The sequence below is a fragment of the Gulosibacter sp. genome (assembly GCF_052090685.1).
GTDB lineage: Bacteria > Actinomycetota > Actinomycetes > Actinomycetales > Microbacteriaceae > Gulosibacter.
Genome location: NZ_JBQDBE010000002.1, coordinates 183,500 through 208,704 on the forward strand (window position 1 = coordinate 183,500; position 25,205 = coordinate 208,704).

28 protein-coding genes are annotated in these 25,205 nt (G+C 59.0%); 15 read left to right on the forward strand and 13 right to left on the reverse strand.

Annotation, left to right across the window (positions count from 1 at the left end; all coding sequences use genetic code 11):
* Positions 1–18 precede the first annotated feature (18 nt).
* Entirely contained in the window at positions 19–831 is an 813-nt protein-coding gene (locus tag ACTHXA_RS02405; protein WP_441668975.1) for a class I SAM-dependent methyltransferase, read from the forward strand.
* 53 nt (positions 832–884) lie between these two features.
* Here ACTHXA_RS02405 and ACTHXA_RS02410 read toward each other — a convergent pair whose 3' ends face one another.
* From ACTHXA_RS02410 to ACTHXA_RS02420, 3 genes are all read right to left on the reverse strand, one after another.
* Positions 885–1,838, reverse strand: a complete 954-nt coding sequence (locus ACTHXA_RS02410; protein ID WP_441668977.1) for a hypothetical protein — start codon at positions 1,836–1,838, stop codon at positions 885–887.
* A 71-nt stretch (positions 1,839–1,909) separates the two neighbouring features.
* Entirely contained in the window at positions 1,910–2,713 is an 804-nt protein-coding gene (locus ACTHXA_RS02415) for a cyclase family protein (RefSeq protein WP_441668979.1), read from the reverse strand.
* 46 nt (positions 2,714–2,759) lie between these two features.
* Positions 2,760–4,391 carry a thiamine pyrophosphate-binding protein gene (locus ACTHXA_RS02420; protein ID WP_441668981.1) on the reverse strand — a complete coding sequence of 544 codons (1,632 nt, stop codon included), beginning with the start codon at positions 4,389–4,391 and terminating at the stop codon, positions 2,760–2,762.
* A gap of 309 nt (positions 4,392–4,700) precedes the next feature.
* Between ACTHXA_RS02420 and ACTHXA_RS02425 the strand changes: the two genes are divergently transcribed.
* From ACTHXA_RS02425 to ACTHXA_RS02445, 5 genes are all read left to right on the forward strand, one after another.
* Complete coding sequence (locus ACTHXA_RS02425; RefSeq protein WP_441668983.1) at positions 4,701–4,892, forward strand: hypothetical protein; 192 nt, start codon at positions 4,701–4,703, stop codon at positions 4,890–4,892.
* A gap of 16 nt (positions 4,893–4,908) precedes the next feature.
* Positions 4,909–5,571 (forward strand): hypothetical protein, encoded by a 663-nt coding sequence (locus ACTHXA_RS02430; RefSeq protein WP_441668985.1) that lies wholly within the window; start codon positions 4,909–4,911, stop codon positions 5,569–5,571.
* A 71-nt stretch (positions 5,572–5,642) separates the two neighbouring features.
* Entirely contained in the window at positions 5,643–6,374 is a 732-nt protein-coding gene (locus tag ACTHXA_RS02435; protein ID WP_441668987.1) for an SDR family NAD(P)-dependent oxidoreductase, read from the forward strand.
* 199 nt (positions 6,375–6,573) lie between these two features.
* Entirely contained in the window at positions 6,574–7,326 is a 753-nt protein-coding gene (locus ACTHXA_RS02440; protein ID WP_441668989.1) for an EI24 domain-containing protein, read from the forward strand.
* Positions 7,323–7,721, forward strand: a complete 399-nt coding sequence (locus ACTHXA_RS02445; protein WP_441668991.1) for a hypothetical protein — start codon at positions 7,323–7,325, stop codon at positions 7,719–7,721. The genes ACTHXA_RS02440 and ACTHXA_RS02445 overlap by 4 nt, the downstream gene beginning before the upstream one ends.
* Positions 7,722–7,752: 31 nt before the next feature.
* Here the strand turns inward: ACTHXA_RS02445 and ACTHXA_RS02450 are convergent, their stop codons facing one another.
* Positions 7,753–8,127: a YccF domain-containing protein gene (locus ACTHXA_RS02450; protein ID WP_441668993.1), complete on the reverse strand. Its 375-nt coding sequence runs from the start codon at positions 8,125–8,127 to the stop codon at positions 7,753–7,755.
* A gap of 158 nt (positions 8,128–8,285) precedes the next feature.
* Between ACTHXA_RS02450 and ACTHXA_RS02455 the strand changes: the two genes are divergently transcribed.
* From ACTHXA_RS02455 to ACTHXA_RS02465, 3 genes are all read left to right on the forward strand, one after another.
* Complete coding sequence (locus ACTHXA_RS02455; RefSeq protein ID WP_441668995.1) at positions 8,286–8,930, forward strand: 4a-hydroxytetrahydrobiopterin dehydratase; 645 nt, start codon at positions 8,286–8,288, stop codon at positions 8,928–8,930.
* 83 nt (positions 8,931–9,013) lie between these two features.
* Complete coding sequence (locus ACTHXA_RS02460) at positions 9,014–10,204, forward strand: MFS transporter (RefSeq protein WP_441668997.1); 1,191 nt, start codon at positions 9,014–9,016, stop codon at positions 10,202–10,204.
* An 85-nt stretch (positions 10,205–10,289) separates the two neighbouring features.
* Positions 10,290–10,862, forward strand: coding sequence for a DNA-3-methyladenine glycosylase (locus tag ACTHXA_RS02465; protein ID WP_441668999.1), 573 nt, complete (start codon positions 10,290–10,292; stop codon positions 10,860–10,862).
* A gap of 10 nt (positions 10,863–10,872) precedes the next feature.
* Here the strand turns inward: ACTHXA_RS02465 and ACTHXA_RS02470 are convergent, their stop codons facing one another.
* Both ACTHXA_RS02470 and ACTHXA_RS02475 read right to left on the reverse strand, forming a co-directional pair.
* Positions 10,873–11,430, reverse strand: coding sequence for a DUF7010 family protein (locus ACTHXA_RS02470; protein ID WP_441669001.1), 558 nt, complete (start codon positions 11,428–11,430; stop codon positions 10,873–10,875).
* Positions 11,431–11,462: 32 nt separating this feature from the next.
* Positions 11,463–12,464: an MsnO8 family LLM class oxidoreductase gene (locus tag ACTHXA_RS02475; RefSeq protein WP_441669003.1), complete on the reverse strand. Its 1,002-nt coding sequence runs from the start codon at positions 12,462–12,464 to the stop codon at positions 11,463–11,465.
* Positions 12,465–12,596: 132 nt separating this feature from the next.
* On the opposite strand from ACTHXA_RS02475, the gene ACTHXA_RS02480 reads away from it, so the two are divergent.
* Positions 12,597–12,911, forward strand: coding sequence for a hypothetical protein (locus ACTHXA_RS02480; RefSeq protein WP_441669005.1), 315 nt, complete (start codon positions 12,597–12,599; stop codon positions 12,909–12,911).
* A 14-nt stretch (positions 12,912–12,925) separates the two neighbouring features.
* Here the strand turns inward: ACTHXA_RS02480 and ACTHXA_RS02485 are convergent, their stop codons facing one another.
* Complete coding sequence (locus tag ACTHXA_RS02485) at positions 12,926–13,819, reverse strand: Lrp/AsnC family transcriptional regulator (RefSeq protein WP_441669007.1); 894 nt, start codon at positions 13,817–13,819, stop codon at positions 12,926–12,928.
* Between the two features lie 145 nt (positions 13,820–13,964).
* Entirely contained in the window at positions 13,965–14,858 is an 894-nt protein-coding gene (locus ACTHXA_RS02490) for an Lrp/AsnC family transcriptional regulator (protein WP_441669009.1), read from the reverse strand.
* Positions 14,859–15,080: 222 nt separating this feature from the next.
* Between ACTHXA_RS02490 and ACTHXA_RS02495 the strand changes: the two genes are divergently transcribed.
* Positions 15,081–15,884, forward strand: a complete 804-nt coding sequence (locus tag ACTHXA_RS02495) for an oxygenase MpaB family protein (RefSeq protein WP_441669011.1) — start codon at positions 15,081–15,083, stop codon at positions 15,882–15,884.
* 44 nt (positions 15,885–15,928) lie between these two features.
* On the opposite strand, the gene ACTHXA_RS02500 is transcribed toward ACTHXA_RS02495, so the two are convergent.
* Both ACTHXA_RS02500 and ACTHXA_RS02505 read right to left on the reverse strand, forming a co-directional pair.
* Complete coding sequence (locus ACTHXA_RS02500) at positions 15,929–16,825, reverse strand: sensor histidine kinase (RefSeq protein ID WP_441669013.1); 897 nt, start codon at positions 16,823–16,825, stop codon at positions 15,929–15,931.
* Entirely contained in the window at positions 16,822–17,535 is a 714-nt protein-coding gene (locus ACTHXA_RS02505) for a response regulator transcription factor (RefSeq protein WP_441669015.1), read from the reverse strand. The genes ACTHXA_RS02500 and ACTHXA_RS02505 overlap by 4 nt, the downstream gene beginning before the upstream one ends.
* Positions 17,536–17,696: 161 nt before the next feature.
* Here ACTHXA_RS02505 and ACTHXA_RS02510 point away from each other — a divergent pair, with 161 nt between their 5' ends.
* Positions 17,697–18,329: a DUF3060 domain-containing protein gene (locus ACTHXA_RS02510; protein ID WP_441669017.1), complete on the forward strand. Its 633-nt coding sequence runs from the start codon at positions 17,697–17,699 to the stop codon at positions 18,327–18,329.
* 39 nt (positions 18,330–18,368) lie between these two features.
* Positions 18,369–19,136, forward strand: a complete 768-nt coding sequence (locus tag ACTHXA_RS02515; RefSeq protein WP_441669019.1) for a DsbA family protein — start codon at positions 18,369–18,371, stop codon at positions 19,134–19,136.
* A 78-nt stretch (positions 19,137–19,214) separates the two neighbouring features.
* Here ACTHXA_RS02515 and ACTHXA_RS02520 read toward each other — a convergent pair whose 3' ends face one another.
* The 3 genes from ACTHXA_RS02520 to ACTHXA_RS02530 all read right to left on the reverse strand — a co-directional run bounded on the left by ACTHXA_RS02520 (position 19,215) and on the right by ACTHXA_RS02530 (position 22,976).
* A complete protein-coding gene (locus tag ACTHXA_RS02520) occupies positions 19,215–19,562 on the reverse strand; it encodes a histone-like nucleoid-structuring protein Lsr2 (protein WP_441669021.1) in 348 nt (115 codons plus the stop codon).
* Between the two features lie 193 nt (positions 19,563–19,755).
* Entirely contained in the window at positions 19,756–22,215 is a 2,460-nt protein-coding gene (locus ACTHXA_RS02525) for an ABC transporter permease (RefSeq protein ID WP_441669023.1), read from the reverse strand.
* Positions 22,212–22,976: an ABC transporter ATP-binding protein gene (locus ACTHXA_RS02530; RefSeq protein WP_441669025.1), complete on the reverse strand. Its 765-nt coding sequence runs from the start codon at positions 22,974–22,976 to the stop codon at positions 22,212–22,214. The genes ACTHXA_RS02525 and ACTHXA_RS02530 overlap by 4 nt, the downstream gene beginning before the upstream one ends.
* Before the next feature lie 163 nt (positions 22,977–23,139).
* Here ACTHXA_RS02530 and ACTHXA_RS02535 point away from each other — a divergent pair, with 163 nt between their 5' ends.
* Together ACTHXA_RS02535 and ACTHXA_RS02540 are read left to right on the forward strand one after the other, a co-directional pair.
* Positions 23,140–24,357, forward strand: a complete 1,218-nt coding sequence (locus ACTHXA_RS02535) for a sensor histidine kinase (protein ID WP_441669027.1) — start codon at positions 23,140–23,142, stop codon at positions 24,355–24,357.
* Positions 24,358–24,400: 43 nt separating this feature from the next.
* Complete coding sequence (locus ACTHXA_RS02540) at positions 24,401–25,099, forward strand: response regulator (RefSeq protein ID WP_441669029.1); 699 nt, start codon at positions 24,401–24,403, stop codon at positions 25,097–25,099.
* Positions 25,100–25,205: the final 106 nt, after the last annotated feature.

Sequence of the window (25,205 nt, forward strand, 5' to 3'; positions counted from 1 at the left end):
CTTACGATTGTCACGCTGATGGCACACGAAGACTCGGACACAGGTACGGGACTGCCGTACGCACAGCGCAAAGCCGAAGACGCTCCCGGGCACTGGCTCCTCGCCAGGCTTGGCAAGCGAGTGCTTCGCCCCGGAGGCCTCGGCCTCACCCGGCAGATGCTCGACAAAGTCGGCATCAGCGGCGCAGCGATCGTCGAGCTCGCGCCGGGGTTGGGCCGTACCGCAACCGATATCATCGCGCGCGGCCCAGCCTCGTATACCGGGGTGGAGAAAGACGCGGATGCTGCCCGGCTCACCGAAAAGGCGGTTGGCACAGCAGGAACAGTGGTGAACGCCGATGCCGCGCAGACCGGTCTTCCGGACGCGTGTGCTGATGTCGTCATCGGCGAAGCCATACTGACCATGCAATCGGATGCAGTAAAGCATGCGATCGTTGCCGAAGCCGCGAGAATTCTTCGACCGGGTGGGCGCTACGCCATCCACGAGCTGGGACTGCAGCCTGCCGATCTCGATCCTGAGGTGAAGACTGAGTTGCGTAAGGACCTCGCGCGGGTGATTAAGGTCAACGCACGCCCGCAGACGATTCCCGAGTGGCGCGCGCTCCTAGAGGAAGCCGGGCTCGTCGTCGATTGGACCGGTACCGCACCGATGGCCTTGTTGCAGATGCGACGAAACTTGGCTGATGAGGGTGTCCGCGGCACGGCACGAATCATCCGAAACGTCCTTCGTGACCGGGATGCTCGTCGCCGAGTGATGAAGATGCGGGGGCTCTTCCGCAAGCACCGGGATGAGCTTCGTGGTGTCGCACTCGTGGCACGACGACCGGAATAAAGGGAGTCCCGCGATCGCGAGTGACCGCTGCACCTGTGCATCGGTTCCAGTCTTCACTGCTCAACCGCAATGCGTGCTTGCTTGAGCTTGTCCGGGTTTCGCACGATATGGAGCTTGGCGATGCGGTTTTCTGCCACATCGACCCAGTGCACCTGATCGAGCGCACCGTCCAGGAGCACTGCCAAGGCCTGGCGGTGATTCAGTTCCAGCAGAGCAACGTCGACACGGTCAGCAAATTTCTCGGAAAGTCCCGCAAGAAACCGTGCCACCCGTTCCGCGCCGACCACGGGCCGTAATGCCGCGGTGACCTTTCCGCCGCCATCGGTCACGAGTGTTGCATCCGTCGCGAGCAATTCCACCAGCGCTGCACGCTCCACTGGTGACAGTGACTCGAGCGTAATCATGAGCGCGATTTCCACCTCTTGGGCGTCAATGACGGCTTCATCCGCACCCGGCCCCGTCGCAATCGGTTCCGGCAGATATGACCCGACATAAGTGGTGCGGGCGCTGCGAAGCCGATCGATGGCGAGATTGGTGGTGACGCGCGCCAGTAGCGACCGAGCGTCGCGCACCTCCTCCGCCATTGGTTCAGCAGACGCGCAGCCACCTCGTAACCACGGGCGATTGTCCACCCCGATGGCATCCCCGGCACCCCAGACACCCGGAACGGGCGCACCGTCGGGGCCGAGTACCCGCAGATATTCATCGGTGCGGATGCGTCCACTCACGTCGAGCGCAAATCCGCTGTGTGCGCCAAGCGGTTCAGGCACGGGGCCGGTGGCATCTAGGGTCACGTCAGCGCCGACCGGGATCGAAGCGACTTCGACACCAAGCCGGTCGAGCGTTCGCAAGATGGCAGCCGTGGCACCGTCACTGAGATCACCGCCGACCTTGCCCGCCGCGACAAGTCGTATCTGCAGTGCTGGTGCGGCCGCGGCGAGTTCCGCGGCAAGCTCCACACCGGTGAGTCCGGCGCCGACAATTTCAATCGAACCGCGCGCACCCAAAGCTTGGATGCGCTCCCGGGCGGCAAGCGCATCCTCAAGGGTGTCGATCGAGTTCGGACGGCTCGCGCCCGCTACTTCGAGACGAACGCGAATACTCGCGCCGGGCTTGCCGTTCCCTTCACAATCGGTAGGGGAGCCACCACGATGAAGGCGCCCGTCGCGGGCAGTTTGTCGAGATTCTTGAGCGAAGTCACACCGTATTTGTCGTGGCCGAGGAAGTGGTAGTGCACCGGGAACGGCGGGTCAAAGGCGCCGGCGAGTCCCGCATCGATGCCGACCGTGTCCACCCCGATACCCGCAATCTGCGTGTTCGTTGCAAGCCACTCGGCGCATTCGACACTCACACCGGGGGTGTGCGAACCGTTTTCATCGGCATTGAGGAAGGACCTTTCGCTGCCGTCGTGCTGCTCCCAACCGGTACGGAGCAGCAGCCAAGCACCCTCGGGAAGTGCTCCGTGCTCGGCTTCCCACTGCTTGACGTGCTCCACCTCGACGAGAAAGTCAGGGTCCTGCGCGACCTGATCGCGCACATCCAACACGACAGCGGGGCCCACCAGTCGCGAGGGCAAGAGCTCCGAGACGTCTTTGCCATCTTTCCCGGTGACCCAGTGGATTGGCGCATCCACGTGCGTGCCCACGTGTTCACCGACGTGGATATTGTTGTGCGCCCAGAAGGGGCCACGTTCGTCGAACTGCGCTTTGTTCTCGAGCTCGAGATCGATGAGATCCTCGAATGGAGCGGGGAAACGAAGTGCCGGGGTCTCGGGGCTGAGCGGCGCGGTGAGGTCAATCACCTCGATTGTGCCGGTAGCGAGGCCACCGAGAAACTGCTCAATTGCGCCGGTGGACGTGGAAGTAGAAGTAATGTCGGTCATATAAGCACCTTTGCTCGAGCTGTTGTGGGGTTTTCGTCTGCGCTCACTAGTGGCCTTTGAACGCCTCGGTGAGCCACCAGGATTCGATACGAGTTATCTTCGCATCAATTAGGAGTGGAGTGTCTCGCGGGCCGTCAAGCCAGGTTTGTACGGGATCAAGGTCCTTTACGCTTCGTACCGTCACGGCGGTGAAGCCATAGCCCGCTGCGATTGCACGGAAGTCCGTGTCCGGGAAAGTAATAAAGCCCAAGTCGATGTCACTTGCACCAAAGTGGTGCAGCTCGGCACCTGCGGCAGCGTCGTTGTAGGCGATTATCACCAGCGGGATGCCGAGACGAACTACGGTCTCGAGTTCCGCTGCCGCCATCAACAGCCCAACATCCCCGGTGCCACAAATTGCGAGCCGCTCTGGCTGCGCGAACGACGCACCGATCGCGGTCGCGAGCCCAAGGCCTACGCACTGAAATCCCTGACCAAATACGAGGCCATTGGCGTCGGGCGTATCGAGGAAAACGCTCGGCCAGCCCAGGAAATTACCGGAGTCGATCGCGGTCACCCGCTCGCGATCAAGCATCCGATTGAGTTCGATTGTGAGCGCACGCGGGTCAATATGTTCGGCATCACTCGAGTCTTCGAAAGGAATTGACGGCCAATGGCCTTCGACTGCGATGCGCTCGCGGATTTCCGGGGTGCGATAGCCCTCACGATCGAGGCCGCGCTGCGCTAGCTCCGCGGTGACTGCCCGCGCGACCTCGACGGAATCACCGATCACGGCGAAGTCAACGGACCGGTGTCGACCAGGGGCGAGCGGATCGACGTCGACCTGCACACGCTTCGCCTCGCCCAAGAGACGACCGTGACCGGTGGTCCACATATTGAGAGCGGAGCCGAAGGACACAATGAGATCGGCACCGGGGATGAGCTCGGCCGCGAGCGGGGTGCTGAGCCCACCGGACACATCTAAGGAAAACTCATCCACGTTGAAGAGCCCCCGAGAGACTGCCGACGTGGCAAGTAGCGCACCGGAGCGCGCCCCAAGTGCACGCAACTCGGGGCCAGCATGACGAGCGCCGCGGCCAGCAATGATGACGGGACGTTCGGCCGCCGCAATCAAGTCGCCAAGTGCCACAACAGCCGCGTGATTCGGTGCGGTGGGCACCAACTGTGGTGTCCGCACGGTATGCGTATCGGTGAGCGTGGCCTGCTGCACGTCGAGCGGCAGATTTACCACAACCGGGATGCGCTTGGTCACCGCAGTCGTGTAGGCCCGCTCGATCTCGCGGCTTGCGCTTTCGGGTGTGAGACGGAAGCTCACCGCTCCGACGGATTCAACGAGTCGGTCTTGCTGAATCCAGAAATTGGAGTGTGACGCGGATGCCGCAACCTCGGCGGTGAGCACGATCATTGGGGTACTTGATTTCACCGCTTCGGTGAGCCCGGTGACGAGGTTTGTGAGCCCGCAGCCCTGGTGCACTGATACCGCCGGTACCGACTGGCCGACTCGAGAAAAGCCATCCGCCATAGACACCGCGCCACCCTCGTGACGTGCGGCGACAAACTTGGCGCCACGCTCAATGAGCGCTCGGGTGAAGTCGTAATTGCCACTGCCGATTAGCCCAAACACGGTGGTGACACCGAGCTCTCGCAAATCATCGGCGACTTGTTCAAAGACTCGCATTTGTGGCTGCTCCTATACAGACGGGCCCACCGGGTGGGGGCCCACTCATGCTACCGAGCGGCGGCGGAATTGCCAGGACACTCCATAGTGGAAGTGGTTCACTTCGCGCATGGCTGACGGAGCAATGACGCCAACTGTCCGAAAACTACTAATTGCTGTGAGTGTGGCGGGAGCCATCGCAGTATTGAGCTTTATCGCATCCATTTTGCTCACCGGTGAACCTGCCAACGTCCTTCGAATAGTTGCCATTGTCGCGGCTATTCGTGCTGCAGTGCTTGGGGTCAGTTTCGCCTTGATCGGAGGTCGACGATGAGTATATTTCTTATTCTGATTATGGCTGTCGGGGCGCTCGCGGTCATCTCGTTTATTGGGTTTATTGTGGTCGCTGCCAGTCAGGGAAGGAAGCATAGAACCGCATCCACCCTGCTGACAATCTTCATTATTCTGGGTGTGATTTGTGCAGTCCTCGGAGTGCTCTTGGCGTTTATCAACGGCACGTAGCGGCAGGATTGATACTTTGCAACAGCTCACCGTTCCGCCTGATCTTGCCAAGAGCGTCATCCGATCGAACATGACGCTCATCTGCATATTTATCCCGGTGCTGTGGCTGCCGAATATTCCACTACTGATCAACGCGTTGTCCAATCAAGATGAGGGCAATGCCACGATTCCGCTGCTGATGCTGTCGCTGTTCTTGCTGCTTTCTGTGGCGCTGGTTCTGGGGACTTGGCTTCTCGCGCGACTCTCGGTGCGAAAGACACGTATTGAATTCGGCGACGGACAGTACCGATTCGTGAATTGGGGTAGCCACGATCGGAGCGTGTCCGCAGCCAGCATTGAACGCGCCGTTCTCGTGGAACAAATGGGACTGAGTGGCACAAATCCAACGCACCATCTTATTGTGCTGGGTCGACAAGGTGAACGACTGACGCATTTTGTGGGACAGATGTTTTATCGGTCGCAGTTTCACGCGGTTGTTCAAGATATGCAAGCCAACGGCGCGGCAGTAAATGTGTTCAATGAACCGATTACGCCACCACAATTGCGTGCCATTGATCGCCGATTGCTGTCTTGGCGACGGGCATATCCATTCCTGTTCGCGCTGGCTATTATCGGCCCGCTTCTTGTCTTGGTGATCATTGCGCTGATTATTGTGTTCGGTTTCATCACGCAGCGATAGCGTGAGCGGCACGCAGGCACAATGACGTGACCGCTCGTGCCGATCGAAAACGAAAAGGAGGGGAACAAGGTATGTCCCGCATCTTCATCACTGGATCTACCGATGGACTCGGACTACTCAATGCCGAGCACCTGCAGGCAGCTGGTCACGAGGTGGTCGTGCATGCGCGAAACACCGAACGGCGCAGTGCGGTGCAGACACTCATCGACAACGGTGCCAGCGTCGTTATTGGCGACCTTGCCAATGCCCAACAAACCCGTGACCTGGTGCAGCAGGCGAATGATCTCGGGCGCATGGACGCTGTGATTCACAATGCGGGCATTCTTGACGGGCCAGACGTCTTCGCGGTCAACGTGCTGGCGCCATTCATCCTGACCGCCGCAATGGCCCGACCGGCACGACTTGTCTATCTCACGAGCGGCTGGCACCAGGACGGACACGCGGCTACCGCTGCCCTGCACACCGCTGATGGGCAGCACGAAGTCTCCTATGCCGACAGCAAACTCTTTGTGACCACCTTCGCCGCGGCAGTCGCGCGACACTGGCCCGAGGTGCGCAGCAACGCCGTGGACCCGGGATGGATGCCCACCAAGCTTGGTGGGTCACACGCCACCGGCAACCTCGACCTCGGTACGCGCACCCAAGAGTGGCTCGCGGTCAGCGAGGATGCATCTGCGCGAGTGTCGGGGGAGTACTGGCACTATCAGGAACGCAGGCAAGCGCATCCGGCAGTACACGACGAGTCGTTTCAAGATGAACTCTTGGACACGCTCGCAAGAATCACCGACCTGCCCTTCAAATAGGACCTTGCTGGCACTCGCTGATGTCGGGCAACTCTGCGTTCCTTCGACGCTATTTCTACTTTAGATGCTCTAAGCGAGAAATGACGGCGTGGCGATCACGGTTAGTCACACCGCCTTCTCCATCGGCGGCTCGAGGCATATTGGATGCTGCCTGTCGCGCATCCAGCCGAGAAACGATCACGTTTGTTCTAATTATTGGATGCGTGGGTTTTGGCAAGGAGTACGATCACTATTCGCCGGCTTCGGTTGGTGGCGAGTGAATCCTGGCGTGATGGCCGCCGGACTCATCCCGGCGCTGATCGTTGCGATTCTGCTCGGGGCCGCGCTCGTTGCGCTGGCCATCGCGCTTCCGGATCTCGTTGCCTGGCTCACACCCTGGGCTGCGGGATGGACAGAATGGGTCACGAATCTTGTCCGCATTGCCGTCGGTGCGGGAGTATTCGTCGGAGCGCTCGTGCTCGCCGGATTCACCTTCACCGCGATCACCCTCGTGGTCGGTGAGCCGTTCTACGACCGTATTTGGAAGAGCGTGGAGCGACAAAATGCGGGCGGTGTTCCCGACAGTAATTACAGCTTTTGGGGCGCTATCGGTGATTCGCTGGTGCTAATTCTTCGAGGCATCGGGATCGCGATATTGACCGCGCTGCTCGGTCTGATCCCCTTTGTCGGTGGCTTCGTTGGTGCAGCCGCCGGACTGCTCCTCAGCGGCTGGGTGCTCGCCGACGAACTCACCTCGCGTGCCCTGACCGCTCGCGGCATCGAACCGCGCGACCGGGCCACAATCCGTCGTCTGAACCGTGGCAAGGTGCTCGGTTTTGGAACGACCACAAGCGCACTCTTTCTGATCCCGCTCGGCGCAATCGTCACCATGCCAGCCGCAGTTGCGGGTAGCACCCTGCTCGTGCACGAGCTTCTCAGTAGCGAGCAGACGGAGGCACGCTCAACGCGATGAATATTGGAAACCTTCTCGGCGCCGCCGTGGGACTGGTCGTCTGTGTAGCCTTTATCGGCGCAGTCATCTGGCTAGTGGTCCGACAAAGCCGCCGCGCAAGAACACAATTCGGTGAACTCGACCCCGAGTTTGTTGGCTGGCCCATCGGACAGGGCGTTGTGGTGGAACTGACCTATCTCAACATCCAAATCAATGAACGCTTGAAATACCGCATCGCCTACCGAATTCGGGCACAAGACGGGAGTGAATTCTTCGGGTGGGAGGTCAAGTTTCTCGGGAGGATGATCGACCGACCTCGGTTCAAACCGGGAACGATGCATCTCATCGCTTACCGACCAGGGGTCTCAGATGAAGTGCGCGCAGTGCCGCCAAGCTACAATCCGCATCCTCAGTAGGTGCCTGGCTCACTAGGCGCCTGACGAAGCGCTACGGCCGGTCCACAATTACTTTGCCCAGCGGCATGAGCGCCACGGGCACCAATTTGAAGCTCGCGAAACCGAGCGGGATGCCGATGATCGTGACGCACAGCAGCACGCCGGTGATGATGTGCTCGAGCGCGAGCCACCAGCCCGCGAGGACCACCCAGATGATGTTGCCCAGAAGCGCACCGACCCCCGAGTCCGGTCGATTGACCACCTCACGACCGAATGGCCACAGCGCGTAGACGCCAATGCGGGCGGCGGCAATTCCCCACGGGATCGTCACGATCAGGATGAACATGACTGCGGCCGCGAGCATGTACCCGAGGAATAGCCAGAACCCCGAAAGCACGAGCCAAATAATGTTGAGAAGGGTCTTCATGGCTCTATCTTCGCAGCCGGATACGCAAAGGCGCGTCGAGCCGCGAGGCCACCAAGGTAGGAATCCGCTGGGTGGCTGTCGACAGCATCCTTCACCGAGTGTGAGACTGACGTGACCGGCCCAATAAACCGGACGCATCCAATCGAGGGAGAGAAGCAATGACAGCAATCACGAGCGCTGACGCCGAGCGGACCCTACCGAACTGGCGCGTTGTTGAGCGCGGACTCGAGGTCGATCTCAAAGCGAAAGACTTCCGCCAGGCATTCGATTTCCTCACACAGATTGCCGAACTCGCGGAAACCCAGCAGCACCATCCCGACTTCAACGTGCGTTATAACCGCATCCGGATGCGGGTCATGAGTCACGATGTCAATGGCCTCAGTGACCGCGACATCACCTTCGCGAAGGCTGCCGATGCGCTAATTGACGAGGCGGGCCTAGAACGCAGCTTCACCAATGTGCAAGAGCTCATGATCACGATCGATACGCTCGACATCGCGAAAATCAAGCCGTTTTGGTTGGCCGTGCTCGGCTATGAACAGACGCATTCCGATCTCCTCCGTGACCCGAACTCGACGCACCCGAGCGTCTGGTTCCAGCCGATGGGCGAGCCGCGCAATCAGCGCTCGCGCACCCACATCGATGTCCTGGTGCCGGTTGATGAACGGCAGGCCCGAATGGATGCCGCGATTGCGGCAGGTGGGACGTTGCTGACGGATGAATTTGCGCCGTCATTCTGGGTACTCGCGGATGCTGAGGGGAATGAAGCGTGCCTGTGCACCTGGGAAGATCGCGGCGAATAGCGATTTCCAGCGTTGCCTGAGCGTTCGATAAGGTACGCGAGCCTACCGTTTCTGGCAGGTTTCTATTTTCTTATCGGAGGTTCATGGCCGTCTCTATCGCGCGTCGACGCTGGTCGCTGTACGCACTCTTTCTGATTCCGGGTCTTGCCCTTTCGTCTTGGGTAACGAGAACACCAGCAATTCGAGACTTACTCGAAGCATCGACCGCACAAATGGGGCTTGTTCTCTCCGGAATGTCGATCGGCTCAACGCTCGGGATATTGAGCTCCGGTCCGCTCGTGAGCCGCTTTGGGGCACGCACGATTACCGCAATCGGGCTTTCCGGGGTCGTGTTGAGCATGCCGATTATCGGTGTTTCCGGGGCAATGGGCTCGATGTGGATCGCCGCAGTGGGGCTGTTTTTCTTCGGTGCCGGTATGGGCGCAGCGGAAGTCGCCATCAATATTGAAGGTGCGGACATCGAACAGGTCAGTAAGAAGTCCTTTCTGCCTTCGATGCATGGCTGCTTTAGTCTCGGCACGGTCATTGGTGCGGTCTGTGGCATCATCGCAACCGCAATTGGTTTCTCGGTGATTATCCACTTGATCATCGTTGGGGTGGTGACGCTGATTCTGCTGATCGGAGGAATTCGCGGAGTGCTGCCCGAGACTGGCAAAGCACTTGGCCGGAATGTCGACAGTGTGGCAGAACCCGCTCGTCCGAAGGTATGGAAAGACCCGAATCTCTTGCTCATCGGGGGCATTATTCTTTCGATGGCTCTCGTGGAGGGCACCGCGAATGACTGGCTCCCGCTGATCATGGTGGATGGTCACGGGTTTGACGAAACTGTGGGCTCGCTCGTGTTCGCTATGTTTGCGGCCGCGATGACCATCGGCCGCTTGGTGGGTGGCAAGTTCGTGCATCGATTCGGGCGCGCGCCGGTCCTGTTCGTGAGCGCGCTGAGTGCGGTTGCGGGGCTTGCAGTGGTGGCGTTCGTGGACAATCAGATCGCGGCAGCGACCGCGGTGGTGTTGTGGGGGTTAGGTGCGTCGCTGGGATTCCCCGTCGCACTCTCGGCAGCCGGAGACTCCGGGCCGGATGCAGCCAAACGGGTCACCCTCGTATCCATCATTGGGTACATCGCCTTCCTCGTTGGCCCGCCGCTACTTGGTTTCGTCGGCGAGGCCATTGAATTACGGGGTGCGCTCATGATTCCGCTCGTACTTGCCGCTGCAGCAGCCGTGCTCAGTTTGGTGATATGGCGACGAGCGAAACGTTCCGACGAATCGACTTGACCTGGACGCGCACTGACGTCAGAAGCACTGACTCGTTACAGGCAACAGCAGCCGCTCGCAGCTCTTCGGTAGATACAGTGATTGGATGCTTGAACTGCGAGACTCGGCCATTGAAACGGCCAGGATGCTGCTCGGCGCGGTACTGCGACGAGGGCCCGTCGCGGTGGTGATCACCGAGGTTGAGGCCTACGAGGGGGAGCGGGACCCTGCTTCGCATGCCTACCGCGGCCCCACCAAACGCAATGCCGTCATGTTTGGTCCGCCCGGACATCTGTACTGCTATTCAATGCACGGGCACACCTGCTGCAACGTGGTGTGCAGCCCCGAGGGTGACGCCGCCGCGGTGCTGATTCGCGCAGGTCGCGTGATTGACGGCATCGAGCTCGCTCGCGAACGACGCCCCGGTGTGAAAGATGACTGGCTCGCGCGCGGACCCGGCTGCCTCACAAAGGCACTCGGCATCACCATGGCTGACTACGGCACGCCACTGTTCGATCCGACCAGTGAGGTGACGCTTTCCGCAGGGCAGCGGGTCTGGCAGATTGATTGCGGACCGCGAGTGGGGGTGTCCCGAGCACACCGGGAACCGTGGCGATTTTGGGTAGCGGGAGACAAATCGGTGTCGGCCTATAAGCGTGCCCGAACGCTGCGCGAATAGTGTGCCCGCGTCATCCATTCAAGGTCATTACGATAAACAGCACCGCGGTCGCAAGCAGAATTGCACCCGTAAGGAAGCTGGTGCGCGTCGGACCAACCCGCGCGCTTTCGCGATCCGGAACTGCGAACATCACCACGGTGGTCCCAATGGAAATCGCCACGGCCATGATGATGTAGATCGGGGTTTGATACAGCCACGTGTACAACACGAAATGCATCGAGCAAATCACCGCGAATGCATACGGAATGAGCGCATATCGCTGTTTGACTGCGAGGTAGATCAACAGTGGCAGACCAAGCAATTGCGAGGTGCCAATCAGAATTGAAAGCTGGGTGAGCGCATCCTCGACGGGACGCTCCTGACCAATCGCACCGATCGCTAGAGAGAGCCCCATCGCCATGGGAAACGCAACAAGCCCTTGGAAGAGGGTGGCGTAGCCGGCGGTGCGCTCAGGCGCGCGAAGCCAGAGCACACCGCAGATGATCCAAGTGGCACCGTAGGCCACAAGAAAAGCCGCACCATAGAAATTCTGCTTTGCGAGTTGCTGTAGCGATTCGATGAGGTCCATCGTGAAGGCCCTTCCTCATGGCTTGGTGGCAACTATCCAAACAGCCCTGCGAGCAATTCATCCGAGCGCGCCTGCCCCTCGAGGTCGTGCATGCCATTGCTCACCAAAAGCTCCGTCGCCCCTACGTAGGCGAGAAGTTTCAAGATGCTTGATTCCACTTCCGCCGGGGTACCGTAGATCGCATTCGTAAGGTTTGCCTCGACACGATCGCGTTCTCGATCATTCAGCGTTTCGATATCGAGTTCGGATGCTGGCACCAGCGGGTCGAAGGAACCAGTCGTTCGAGACATCGCCAGCGTCCACGCTTCGGGAAGTAAGAGTTCCCGCGCACGTTCTACAGTGTCGGCGACCGCCACATTAGCCGAAGCGATCACCGTTGGTTCGGCGAACCAGTGTGAGGGCTGGAAGTGTTCGCGATAGTGGCGGATTCCTTCGTGTCGATCACCCTCCGCGGCATTGAGGAGTGACGGTCCGCCGACTACGACGCCGAGACCGGCTTGGGCAGCAAACTTGAGACTCGCACCATGGGCGAGCACGTATAGCGGCGTTGCCGCACTATTTGGCGGCTGCATTGTGATGTCTGCGTCGCCAGACAGGTAGCTCTGCAGCTGTTTCAGATCCTCCGGGAAGTCGCTGCCCGAATCCTTGCGCTGTCGCAGCGCGTCACGGATGCCCTGGGTAAAACCAACCGACCTGCCGAGTCCAATGTCGATGCGACCCGGGTAGAGCGCTTCGAGGGTTGCGATCTGTTCTGCAACGGTGAGCGGCTGGTGAGCCGGGAGCATGATTCCTCCCGAACCAACACGAATGTCCGTGGTAGCAGCGGCGATCGCCCCGATGAGCAGCGTCGGTGAGGAGCCAACAATTCCCGGAACCCCGTGGTGTTCCGCCACCCACATCCGTTTGTAGCCAAGCCGCTCGGCCCGCTGCGCGCGACTGACCACATCCCACAGCACTTCGGACTCATCGGATCCCGCACGAGCATTGGCGCGATCGAGAATGGACAGCGAGACGTGATGGGCGACCGGATACATGAACTTATTGTGACGAACACACGCGAGTATTCCCAGTGTGCGTTACCGGAACGACATCGAAGCCCGGTCCCCGGCACATTCTGGGCGCGGGATTCTGAGTCTTTTCGGCGGATTACCTGGGACAATCTGAGTATGCAGTCCGAAACTCTCCTCACCGCAGACTTAGCTCGCGCGGCCCGTGCCCTTGCCCAGGTTTCTGCTGACACCGTCGCTGAATCAGCAGTGCTCACCACGAAGCAGATTCGTGATTTTGAGCGAGGCCTGATCCGCCTCGACGCCGAAACGAAGCAGCGCCTCCGGCGCACGCTCGAGAGCTACGGGGTCGAGTTTCTCGCGGAATCTGACGATCACGGGTATGGCGTGCGACAGAAGTTCAACTCGACAAAATCGCGTCGTCTCAACACTTGGGAAAACGAAGGTGGACCCGTGTATGAGGATGACATTTAGCGGTCAGGTCGCCCTTACAGTAGGCGGGCGAAATCTTCCTTCGCCTGTCGCAGGTGTGTCCAGGTCTCAATCTTGATGATTTCGGGGACCTCACGGAGCCGCTCGAGACAGTCAAACAGCGCAACCGAACCGTGCGCACGAATCACCAGCACCGCGTCGTAACGACCAATTGCGGCGATCGCAAATTCGATCTCCTCTTGGTCAAGAACTTTCTGTAGCACCGGACCTGTATCGCCGTTCAGGATAAGTCCCGCGCCGATCGACATCACCCGACCGTAGCGACCGCCGCGCTCCATCACCACGATGCGCAACACGTTTGAGTCAAGCAGTCGATGGACGCGCGTGCGCACCGCAGATGGTGAAAGGCCAACAACGTCGGCCAGCTCCTGCCAAGACTTGCGGCCGTCGGCGCCGAGTGACGCGATGAGTTGACGGTCCTTGCCGTCGATATGGAGATCGTCGAAAGAGTTGTGAGAGAGATATCCCTTCACGACGCTTGAGTAGATCATCGTGGTCGTTCGAGTGATTCCGGGGAAAGCGCGAACTCGGCTGAGGAGCGACTGGAGCTCCTCTTGATCCTTGAGGCGCACCTCCATCACCGCTTCATACTCTCCGGTGACGGTCGAGACAAATACGCTCTCTTCAAGCGACGAAAGATATTCCAGTACCGGAGTAACCGGCCCTTGGATCGCAAATGCGACGTGTGCGATCAATTGCGGGCCGTTGAGGAGTGGATGCGTGGCGGCGACGATCTTCAAGTCACCAGACTCTTGAAGTTCCTTGAGCCGTGATGCGACGACCGCGCGGGGGAACCCCGTCGTGTTCGCCAGGGACAGCACCGTGGCCCGCGGTTCAGCTTTGAGCGCGGCAACGAGTCGATCGTCGAGTTCTGAACGGGAGTCAGGCATGGGGGTTACACCTTAAAGGAATAGGAACCATTCGCGGTGCGGAGGATCGAATAGGGCGATACCGCAGGGGCCCACGAACGGACCAAAGAAATGATAGCCCGACATTTAGCGTTCGCAACTCATTAAAGACGCAGCAACGGGCACGTTAAAGCCGGCGCGTGAAGTCCTCCTTGATGGCTTGAAGGTGAGTCCAGGCTTCGACTCGACGGACAGCCGAGTGAGCTCGAATTGATTCGAGAGCCTCGTGGAGCGAGGCGAGACTCGTCGTGCGAATCGTCACCAGGGCATCAAAACGGCCGATCGTGGCAACCGCGAAATCTATCGGCAGCTTGTCACGAAGATCGGGCAGGACCTGCAGGGCATCGGCGCTCAAGGTAAGTCCGACGCCGCAAGTGAGCACCTGACCGTACCGGCTGCGTTCCCTTAAGACGGTGATCTGGGCAATTCCCGCATCCAGCATCCGGTGCACGCGAGCGCGTGCCGCCGAGGGAGATAGCTCCACTGACTCAGCCAGGAGTTGCCAGCTCATGCGGCCGTCGATTTGCAGTTCTTCAAGGAGTTGCCGGTCAATGCTGTCGATGGGGATCGGGGTGAATCGTTCTTCCTCGAGATACCCCTTAACGACGGTTGAGTAGATCAGAGTATCGACGCGTGATACCGCGTCATCAGCCCGAACATCGGCAATCAGCGAATACAACTCTTCGTGCGTTCGGACGCGATACTCAAATACGAAGTCATAGGCGCCAGCAACAATCGTCAGGAACACCGTTTCTTCACGGGCCTGAATTTGATCAAGGATCGCGGCAATGGGGCCGTTGGTCGACACTGAAATGTGGGCCATGATGCCGTGGCCAGAAAGTTGCGGGTGGACCACGCCAACGATCCGGATGTCCGCGGATTCAATCATCTCGTGCAGTCGCGAAGAAATTGCGGCTCGGCTGAACCCTGTTGTGCGAGACAGAGCAAGCACGCTCGCACGCGGGTCTTCGGTGAGCGCCGCAATGAGGCGCTCATCAAGATCTGCGTGTGCCTCAGGCATCGGGTCGCTCCAGTGTTCTCTCGTTGCCCATCAGCATATGGCTAAGCAGTCTCGGCAATATCGTCGTGAGTGTAAAAAGAATCAAACATGAGTGATCTCTGCGCTTCAGGCGTTCTTCGCAGCCGTTTGTTCGCTTTCTTATGGCGGAAACGTTGTCGGGCGTGCGCCGAGAAGTGGCAAGTCACCATGCGGTATTGAGCGTGGGCAAGTAGTGTCCGAAACGTGAATGGGTTCCCGGATGACAGTGGCTCAGCACCACTCGAACTTGGCCGCAACATGAGCGCTGAGGGAATAGTGCTGTGCGGTGGTGGAGCGGCGATTCTGCTCCAGTTGACGCATCCCAAAGTTGCTGCTGGCGTGGCGCGACACAGTGATTTCGACTCTGCTCCGTTGCGCAGACTTGAGGGAACGCTCGATTTTGTGACCGCCGTTGTGCACGGTACCGATGCAGATCGCGCACTCGTGCGGGACCGCGTGAATTTTGTGCACGGTTTTGTCCGTGGTGACCTCGATGGCGAACGCTACGACGCACGCGATCCTGATCTTCAACTCTGGGTTGCGGCGACACTCTTTGTGGCAGCGCGGGATACCCACGCACGAGTATTTGGGAGGGCATCTCACGCCGCCGAAGAGAGTCTGCTTGCGTGTTTTGCATCGATCGCCACCGAGCTACAGGTTCCGGACGATCGCTTCCCGGCAACAACGGCAGAGTTTGAACGGTGGTGGCGAGAGGAACTCGGTACCAAGACGGTGGGTGAGGATGCTCGAGCGGTGTTTTCGAGGCTGCGGCAACCGGCCGGTGCATCGCTTTGGTTGCGCGCGCTTACGCCCTTGGTGGTTCGAGTGTCACTGTCCATGTTGCCCGCTCGAATCCGGCGTGAATTTGCTCCGGAGTGGTCGAAACTCGATCGCTTCATTGTGGAGCTGTGGTGGGCAATAGTCCTGCCGATCTACCGAATTCTTCCGCGCCGAGTCCGAACCGTGCTCGTGACACGACAACTCCGCCACCTCCGATCGACAGCGTGAAGGGCGACGACCGAAGGTGGCGAATCACGGTGACTGCTTCCGGACTAGTGGCGCGGCAATCGGACGACCATCGCGGTGCCCTCACCGTGGAGCGAGCGCATTTCGACACTGCCCTTGTGGCGCTCGATGATCGCCCGGACAAACGGCAGGCCAAGTCCGGAGCCTTCAGTTCCGCGGGCCTCGCGACCGCGGCCAAGTTCTTCCCACACGGTCTCGACCTCATCCGGCGGAATCCCGATGCCGGTGTCGGCAATTTCGATGAGCACCGAATCATCTTCTTCGATTGCCCGTACTTCAATGCGGTCGTTTGGTTCCGAATACTTCACGGCATTCGCAAGGAGATTTGAGAGCGCGAAAAACAGCAGATCGCTGTCCCCTCGGATTTCAGGGAGCGGTCGCGGCGCACGCGGGATGGAGACATCCCAGGAACGCTGATCGGCGCCGGGAAGCTCTTTGGCAGCCATGACAGCCTCGGCAATGAGCTCTGAAGGGTCGAGTGGCGTTGGTTCGATTACGAGCAGTTCAGCTTCGCTGAGCCGGCGAAGGTCGGAAAGCAGCCGCGTGAGGTGACGCGCCTGCGTGTCGATGCTCCGTTGCTGCTGTGCGGAGGGGCCATCGGCGATGGCGAGCCGAATGCCTTGAATCGGGTTTTTCATTTCGTGGTCGAGACGAGCAAGAAACCGCCGGTGCCGGTCGCGCTCTGCGATGAGGGCCGCATCCAGCTTTTTATTCGCTCGTCCGCGTATCGATAGCCATAGGACTGCCGCAGGGAGCAGCGCCAAGGTGAGTGCGGCGCCGATCCAGGTGGGAAGCCAGGCGAAAATAAAATCAACGGTGAGGATCCTATTCTCGCCGGTGGCTTGCCACGCCACACTCACTATGACGCCAATGACGAGCGGAATAAACGCAAGCAAGGGCAAGAGCCAAAGCCTGCGACTCATGCCCGTTCCACCCGCCCGCGGAATCGATAGCCGAGCCCCTGCACGGTTTCGATGAACTCAGGGTCGCCGGCGTCGTCGCCCAGGATGCGCCTGAGTTCGGCAACTCGATGGTCCACCGCACGTGTGGTCACAATCGCGTCAAATCCCCACACTGACTGCAATAGGCGGTCTCGAGAGAACACTTCGTCGGGGTGTGACATGAGGTACTCCAATAACGAGAACGCCTTTGGGGTTGCTTGTAATTCTGTGCCATCGAGGTGAATTCTCCGCGAAGTGCGTTCGATCCGAAGCGGACCACTTCGCAGGGTGTCGGCAGCAGAGAGCGGAGCCTGGCCTGCAATAGTTCGGCGCAGGACTGCGCGAATCCGCGCGAGGAGCTCTTGCGGGTCGAAGGGCTTATTGAGGTAGTCGTCTGCGCCTTCCTCCAACGCGGCGGCACGCTCGAAGGATTCGCCCACTTGCGTGAGCAGAATCACTGGTAACCAACCATCTTGTGTGCGGATTCTCCGCAGTGTCTCTCGACCATCGATCCTCGGCATCATGACGTCGAGGACCACCAAATCAGGCTGTTCGTTCGCGATCTTCTCGAGCGCATCCTGGCCATCGACTGCGGTGCGAACTTCGAATCCACTGCGCTCGAGAAACGGGCCGAGGTGGGTGCGAATCGTCTCGTCGTCATCGACGAGCAGGACCTGTTGACGTGCGCTCATAGTTCGACGGTACCCTGTTCGAGGCTTCGGTTTCCGCGCCCAATCAAGTTGTCGCAGACCTGCGACAACGGCGCGATTCTGGTGCAAAACCGGCTTCGTAGGCTTGAAGTAACAAGATCCGGAGCCCACCGAATACTCCGGACTTAGGGAACGGAGCCATCATGACCAACACAGTGTTCAGCCCACGTCGAGTTCGCAATATCGTCGGATCGATCATCGCTACCGGCGCCGCCTTCGCAATGCTGGCCGGTTGCACCGCGTCACTTGGGCCTGCAGCGGCACCGCAAGCAGACAGCACCCCGGTACCTCCCGCCACAACGGAGCAGGAATCGAACCAGGATGACCAGTCGATTGCCGAACCTGGCACGACCGAGCAGACAGATGCGGCACAGAACAATGCCGCTCAAGACGAGGCCCAGCAGTCGCAAAGCGGCTCGGAGGATGTCATTCGCATCGACTGTGATGATGATGACGACAACATCGTGATCGACCAACCGGGTACCTACGAAGTGCTCGACGATTGCGACCTCATCACCATTGAAGCGGACGGCGTCACGATTTCATTCGACGAAACCGACGACCTCGATATTCGCTCGAACGACGTCACGGTCACCGCAAATGAGATTGACGACCTGCGGATTTCAGGAGACCGGAATACCGTGACCACTCATGAAATTGACGATGTTGACGTTTCGGGATCAGACAACACCGTAACTTGGACCGACGACGATGATCTGGACGACGACGATGACCTGCGCGACTCGGGATCGAATAACACTTTCAACCGTGGCTAGGGTCAAGTCGGGAGAGTCTCGTCCACTAGGGTGATGGTCATGAATTTGACTGCACCTGAACGAACTCAAAGTCACCCTGTGCGGCGACGCTGGTTTACCGGCGTCGCCGCAGTATTGTCGTTTGCGCTCCTTACTGGCTGTGCATCAATGGATGCGGAGGAACGCGAAGAGCGAGGTGAACGAGAAGAAGAGTCCTCGGCTGACGTTGCAGATTCTGATGCTGAATCCGGTGAAGATAACTCTTTCGGCGATGAATCGAATACCGAGGCTGGCGGGGAATACGAAGCGCCTCAGTATATGGTCCGCGGCGAGGCCGATGCGCCAAATACGGTAGAGGTGTATTTGGACTACCTGTGCCCGCACTGTGCCACCTTCAGCGAAGGTATTGAGTCGGAAATTGTGGCGGAGTTCGTCGATTCAGGCGATGCGAAGATTATTTATCATGATTTCATCATTATCGACCCAGAAGGGTCGACGATGCTTGCGGTTGCCGCGCGTGCCGCGGGTCTGCAAGACAAATACGCTGAATTCCATGATCTGGTATTGAGTGAGCAGTCGGCAATTTCCGATTCGCCCGACGGGATCACTGTTGATCTTCTCGTTGATTATGCCGATGAAGCAGGTGTTGCCGACCTGGATGCCTTTGCCGCCGAAGTCTCTGGTATGCAACTCCAAGCGGAAGTGGATGCAAGTTCAGCGGCTGCCAGCGATGCGGGTATCGCGGGCACGCCAACTGTGATCGTTAACGGTGAGCCGGTTGCCGATCTCTCATTTGAGTCAATTTCAGCACTCCTGGAAAGCGAGTAATTCCCTCACAAAGACAGAAAGTGGGGCGATCCCGAACACGGGATCGCCCCACTTTTACTATTAATGCGCTAACACCAATTAGGCATTTGCGTTGTCATAAGCCTCGAGCACTGCGTGCGGAACGCGACCGCGGTCTGCGACCTCGTAGCCATTGGCAACTGCCCACTTGCGAATGGCAGCGAGGTCACGCTTGGGGCCAGTGCTGGGCAGCTGAGTGCGGGTTCCACGCTGTGCACGCCCGCCTACGCGACGAGCCTTATTGATGTACTGGCCGAGTTCTTCACGAAGAAGTTCGGCATTCTTGCTTGCAAGATCGATTTCATACTCAACACCGTCGAGTCCGAACTTGACGGTTTCGCCAAGTCCATCGGGGAGTACTGATCCATCAAGGTCGTCAATTATCTGGTATACCACTTTGCGCGCCATCTGTGATGCTCCTTGCTCGACACGATCGATTGATTGAAGACGTCTCTCGTTGAATTATTCATTCAACGGGGTCAGTACATTCTTTGCAATAAACCCGCCAATTGCAAATCAACTCACCGATATTCGAGCGTGTTCTCAGGGTCATGAATAGCGCGCCCCGGTTCAGCAAATTCCGATTTGATCAGGATTTGAGCTAATCGTTGGCGAGGCCCTGCGCCGGAGCGATGCGGGTCGCTCGTTGTGCCGGACCAAATCCCGCAAATATGCCGAGTACAAGCGCGACTGCAGTTACGCCAATAATTCCCAGCCAGGGGAGCGCAATAACCACGTTCTCTGCCGGGAGTGCGGAATATGTTGCAGCTAAACCGAGTGGAATGCCGATTACGAGCGAGAAAGCTGCACCTACTGCGGCAAGCGTGATTGATTCGTGGAGAATCATGCGACGTGTCTTATTCCGAGTGAGTCCCAGCGCACGCAAGAGGGAAATTTCTCTACTGCGTTCAGCAACGGCGAGGGCGACCACACTCGTCAGACCAATTGCCGAAATGACAATGGTTAGGCCCAGCATCCCGATTACGAAGGCGGCAACCATCTGGAATACCTGCTCATAGAGTTGCACGACAGAAAGTGACCCATACGTATGGAGCTCCGGGTACTCGGCCTCAAAGTCCTCTATCTCGCTGATGAGTTGCGAGGATTCACCGTCGGCCGCGGTTACCCATAATTGACTCTCCGTGGACGAGCCGCCGAGCTCAGCCAGGGTATTCTCACTTACCACGCCAATTGATTCCATCGACATTTGGTTTTGAACTGACTGATCAAGTTCCGTACTTCGAATCCTAAGCGACACCGTTTCACCGTCGACACCAGTTATCTCAACAGTCGCGCCGCTCGTAATGTCTTCAGCAACGATCGACCATTCGGGTACCAGGAGCTCGCCATCCGAAACCTCAAGTCTCTGCTGCTCGAGCCATTCGTTCGGTGCGGCCGCAACGGTGGACATGGCAAGCGCACCGGCTGCAGGCTCCACGGAAAGAGTTCGCACCGAGGCGACCGAATCCACCGCGTCAGATGACTCCAAGTCCGCCAGGGCCTCCGCGGGGATTCCCGCGCCCTCGGAGGACGCGACCACGAGGTCGACCGGATAGTCCTCCGTTAGCGTCGACTGCAGACTGGCGGAGACCGACTGTAATGCGGTCAACATCCCGATAACGAGGCTGCCGCCCAGAGCGATTGCGAGAATCACCGTGCCGGTGCGGCGCGAGGTGCGGACGAGGTTTTCTCCCGCAAGTTTCGAAACAGAACCTGCTCCTGCGGTGACTCGGGCAATGACGGGCATGAGTACCGTCACCAGCAACGGCACCAGGATGATCAAACCGATCGCGAGGACGACTCCTGAGGGCACAAGTAAGAGGAAATTCTGGCTCACAGCTGAGTAGATGGCGGCAGCGATACCGATAACAGTGAGAACAGCACCGATAATCCATGACGCCACGCGGCGACGCGAAGTGCCCTGTTCGGTGGTTGCTGAGGCATGCAGTGCGGCCATCGGCGTAAGCCTGCTTGCGCTTCGTGCCGGCATCCAGGCCGATATCACGGTCAACGCGACAGTGGCGATTACGGCCCAGAGCATCCACCCCCACGCCAGCTGAACGCCCGCGGTGGCCGTATTCGCGACCGTGGCAAGTGCCCAGCCAAGTCCGAAGCCGACCAAGAGACCGAATACGCTGCCGATGAGGCCGAGAAACAGTGCCTCCGCAAGCACGGTGCGTTGCACCTGCGGTCCACTTGCCCCGATCAGGCGCAGCAGGCCGTTCTCGCGTAGTCGCTGTGCGAGGAGCACCTGGAAGGTGTTTCGAATCACCATTGCTGCAGCCAGCAGAGCGATCGCAATGAAGACCAAGAACACGGTCGCCAATACGTTGGTGCCGCCGGTAAGCTGGTCCACCATCTGCTCGATGTAGCTTTGCGTGGTCATTGCTTCGGGCGCGCTGTCCGCATCCCCGAATTCGGCATTCAACGAATCGATCACGGCGGCGGCATCTGCGCCCTCGACGAATTGCAAGAGCACTTCAGTTGCAGAGCCGATTTCGGCAATATCCGTGGCCGTTCCATATGCCGTGATGCCCGCGCCTTCGGCACCTTCGGGTAACTCCACGATCCCGGACACTTCAAATTCCAGGTCAGGCTCCGTCGACATGGCTGACGCGGGGATGACATCGCCTACGGCAAGCCCGAGCCGTTCGAGCGCGCCCGCGGTTAACACGATCTGTCCGGTCTCGGGCCAGGACCCTTCAGTGAGCGTCATCCACCGCAGTGGCTCCGACTCCGGTACCGATTGCAGTGTGACTTGATGATCGGTATTGCCCAGTATCGCCAGGACATACGCCGAATAGAGCGGCTCTGCGCTCGCCACTTCGGAATTCGATTCAATTTGCCCACTGGTCGAATCAACGTCGGTGGTCGTCACCACCGCATCCGCCTCGGCAAAGGGTGCTGCCAACTCATTCTGCAACGAGGCGTTGAGGGTGGAGATGAAGGTGCCTGTCGCGGTGATTGCCATGGCGCTGAGGAGCGCGGCAAGCGCGATAGCGAGAACGCGTCGAGGGTTGCGGCGCAGCTGTTTGCCCGCCAACTTGGTCGTGGCGCTCATGCTCCCACCTCCGCCATTGTTGCGACGATGTTTTCGTAGCTGGTGTCACGGATTTCGTGCGCGATTCGGCCATCGACCAGGACGAGCACCCGATCGGCGAATGCAGCAGCAGCAGGATCGTGGGTCACCATAATGACCGTCTGTTGGCGCTGTCGGGAGGCTGACTGGAGGCTTTGCAGCAGTTCTCGGCCAGTGCGGAGATCGAGCGCGCCCGTGGGCTCATCGGCGAAGACGACCGCCGGCCTCGTCAGCAACGCGCGGGCCACTGCGACACGTTGCTGCTGTCCACCGGATAGCTGGTGTGGAAGGTGGGTGAGTCGCTCCAGGATGCCGAGTTTGGCCGCGAGCATCTCGAGTTCGGCTTCATCCACACGCTTGCCTGCCAAATGGATCGGCAAGGCAATGTTCTCGCGCGCGGTGAGCGTGGGCACGAGGTTAAATGACTGGAAAATAAACCCGAGTCGATCGCGACGAAGCGTCGTGAGATCTTTGTCCCGCATCCCGATAATCGACTGGCCTTCGATCACGATATCGCCGGAGGTCGGATTGTCGAGACCCGCGAGCAGATGCATGAGCGTCGACTTACCGGAACCCGACGGTCCCATGATCGCGGTGAATTCACCTGTGCCGAACATCGCATCCACTTCATTCACTGCGTAGACGAGTGCGTCCCCTTGGCCGTACACGCGCGTGAGCCCGCGGCAAGCGACGGCGGCGGGCGGATTCGGTTGCTCGTGGTGCTGGGGTAGGGGCTGTGACATGACGATGCTCCTTCGGTGTTCATTGGGCTCCCGGCGAGCCCGATATCACTGAAGCTATTTCGCGCGGGGACATCCGCACATGGTGCAAACGGACCGAATCGGTAGGGAGAACCCCATACCTTTGGAGGGGATACGCGGTGGTCCACGCTTCTACCATTGGGGCATGCACGATAGCTTTCTCGCCACCCACGAGCGCCCCGGCCGCTTGGTCTTGATGGACGCCGTGGCGAGTTTCGCGTTTGCCACGGTATGGGTGCTTTTCTTGGGCGGTGTTGGTGCGCCAGAAAGCTGGTTCCTCAACGTGCCGGCAATGCTCCTTCTGCTTATCCGTCGGATAGCACCCGTGACGTTCCTCTTCCTAGCTACCGTGCTCGCTGGGGCCAGCTTTGCCACAGGCTTCACGATGCAATTTCTCGTGTACTGCCTCGTACTCGTCGGCGCGTATGGCACAGCAGCTTTCGCGCCGAAACGGTTGCGGCTGGTCGGATTTATACCGCTCCTGCTCGCGGTATTACTCCTGGTGTTCGTCGAACTGTTCTTGCTTTTCCCCGAGATCTCGAACTATTTCATCGCCACGGCCGAGTTGTCATTCGAAGAGCGACTCGTGGCGGTTATGACGATCAGCATCGTGAGCACAATCGCGTTTGTTGCGGCGTGGGCCCTCGGTATGCTGCGGCGGAGCCAGCTCATGGATGTGGTGCGGCAGCGAGAGCGTGCGGATCTGCTGGAACGAGACGCTCACCGGCTGGCGGAGTTGGCGGTCACCGAGGAACGCACCAGAATCTCGCGCGAAATGCACGACATCATTGCGCATTCACTCGCGTCGATTCTGACGCTCGCGGAAGGCGGTCGCATGGGCACTAAGGATGCGGAGTCAGCGTTCTCGAACCAACTCTTTGGCAAGATTTCGGATGCGTCCCGCTCCGCCCTGAGCGAGGTGAAGGTCCTGCTTCGCCAGGTGGATGCCGAGCAGGATGATCGACCAACATACGGTGCTCAAGATATTCGAGACCTTGCGGAAGGAGCGCAGCTCGCCGGTCTGCCATTGACCTTCGAAGAAACGGGCGAGGCCCGAACGCTTCCGGCCGGACACTCCTTGGCGGTGTACCGGGTGGCCCAAGAATCGATCACCAATATTTTGAAGCACGCTCCCGGTTGCGCGAGTGAGATGACCCTGCACTGGGGTGGTGAAGAGTTTGTCTTGGTCACTCGAAATGAACTTGCTGTCGCGGAAGGCTTTGCCATTGATGATTCTGCGGAGGGGAAAGGCCTGGTCGGAATGCGTGAGCGCATAGAACTCTTTGATGGGGAAATGCAGGTGGCGCATACACAACACATGTTTGAAATTCGCGCTACTTGGCCCTATCCCGCCGCCGCATAATTCCACCGATATATCCAAATCAATTCATTGAGGATCATTCTTTATGACCGAAGCTGCCCCCATTCGAGTGCTTATTGTGGATGACCAATCCCTGGTTCGGGAAGGACTTGCGCTCATTGCTGGCTCAGACCGAAGTCTCGAGGTGGTGGGTCAAGCGGAGGACGGTCGAGCAGGCGTCGCCGCCGCGCTCCAGTTGCGCCCGGACATCGTGCTTATGGATGTGCGCATGCCGGTGATGGATGGCATCGAGGCGACCGCCAAACTGCTCGAACATGAGGCAGAGGCGGAAGAGATTCGGGTGATCGCACTCACCACATACGATTCGGAAGATTTCGCGGTCCGGATGCTGGCTGCGGGGGCATCTGGGTTCCTTCTTAAGGATGCTCCGGGTGAGGACCTCGTGCGCGCAATCCACACCGTTCATGCTGGGAACGCGATTATTGATCCCTCAATGACAAAGACACTGGTGAATCGACTTACGCAGAATAATGCGACAGATGTCGCGGAAGATACACATAGTCGGGTCGAAGAGCGCGACAGAATGATTTCGATGTTGACTGCGCGTGAACGTGATGTTCTCGAATACCTTGTTCAGGGTGACTCAAATTCTCAAATTGCAGCGAAGCTCTTTCTCGCTGAAGTGACCGTTAAGTCGCATGTGGGGCGGATCCTCGACAAGTTTAATTTGCCTGATCGGGTGCACGTTGTCATTTGGGCCTATGAATCCGGCTTTCAACGTTAGTAGTATCAGTTCCCTATTGGAACCCGGTCCACTTATGTATATTGAAGTGGAGCACCTGTTGCCTCATGTCAATACCTCCGGGAAGGTTGATTCGTTGCCTCAAGTA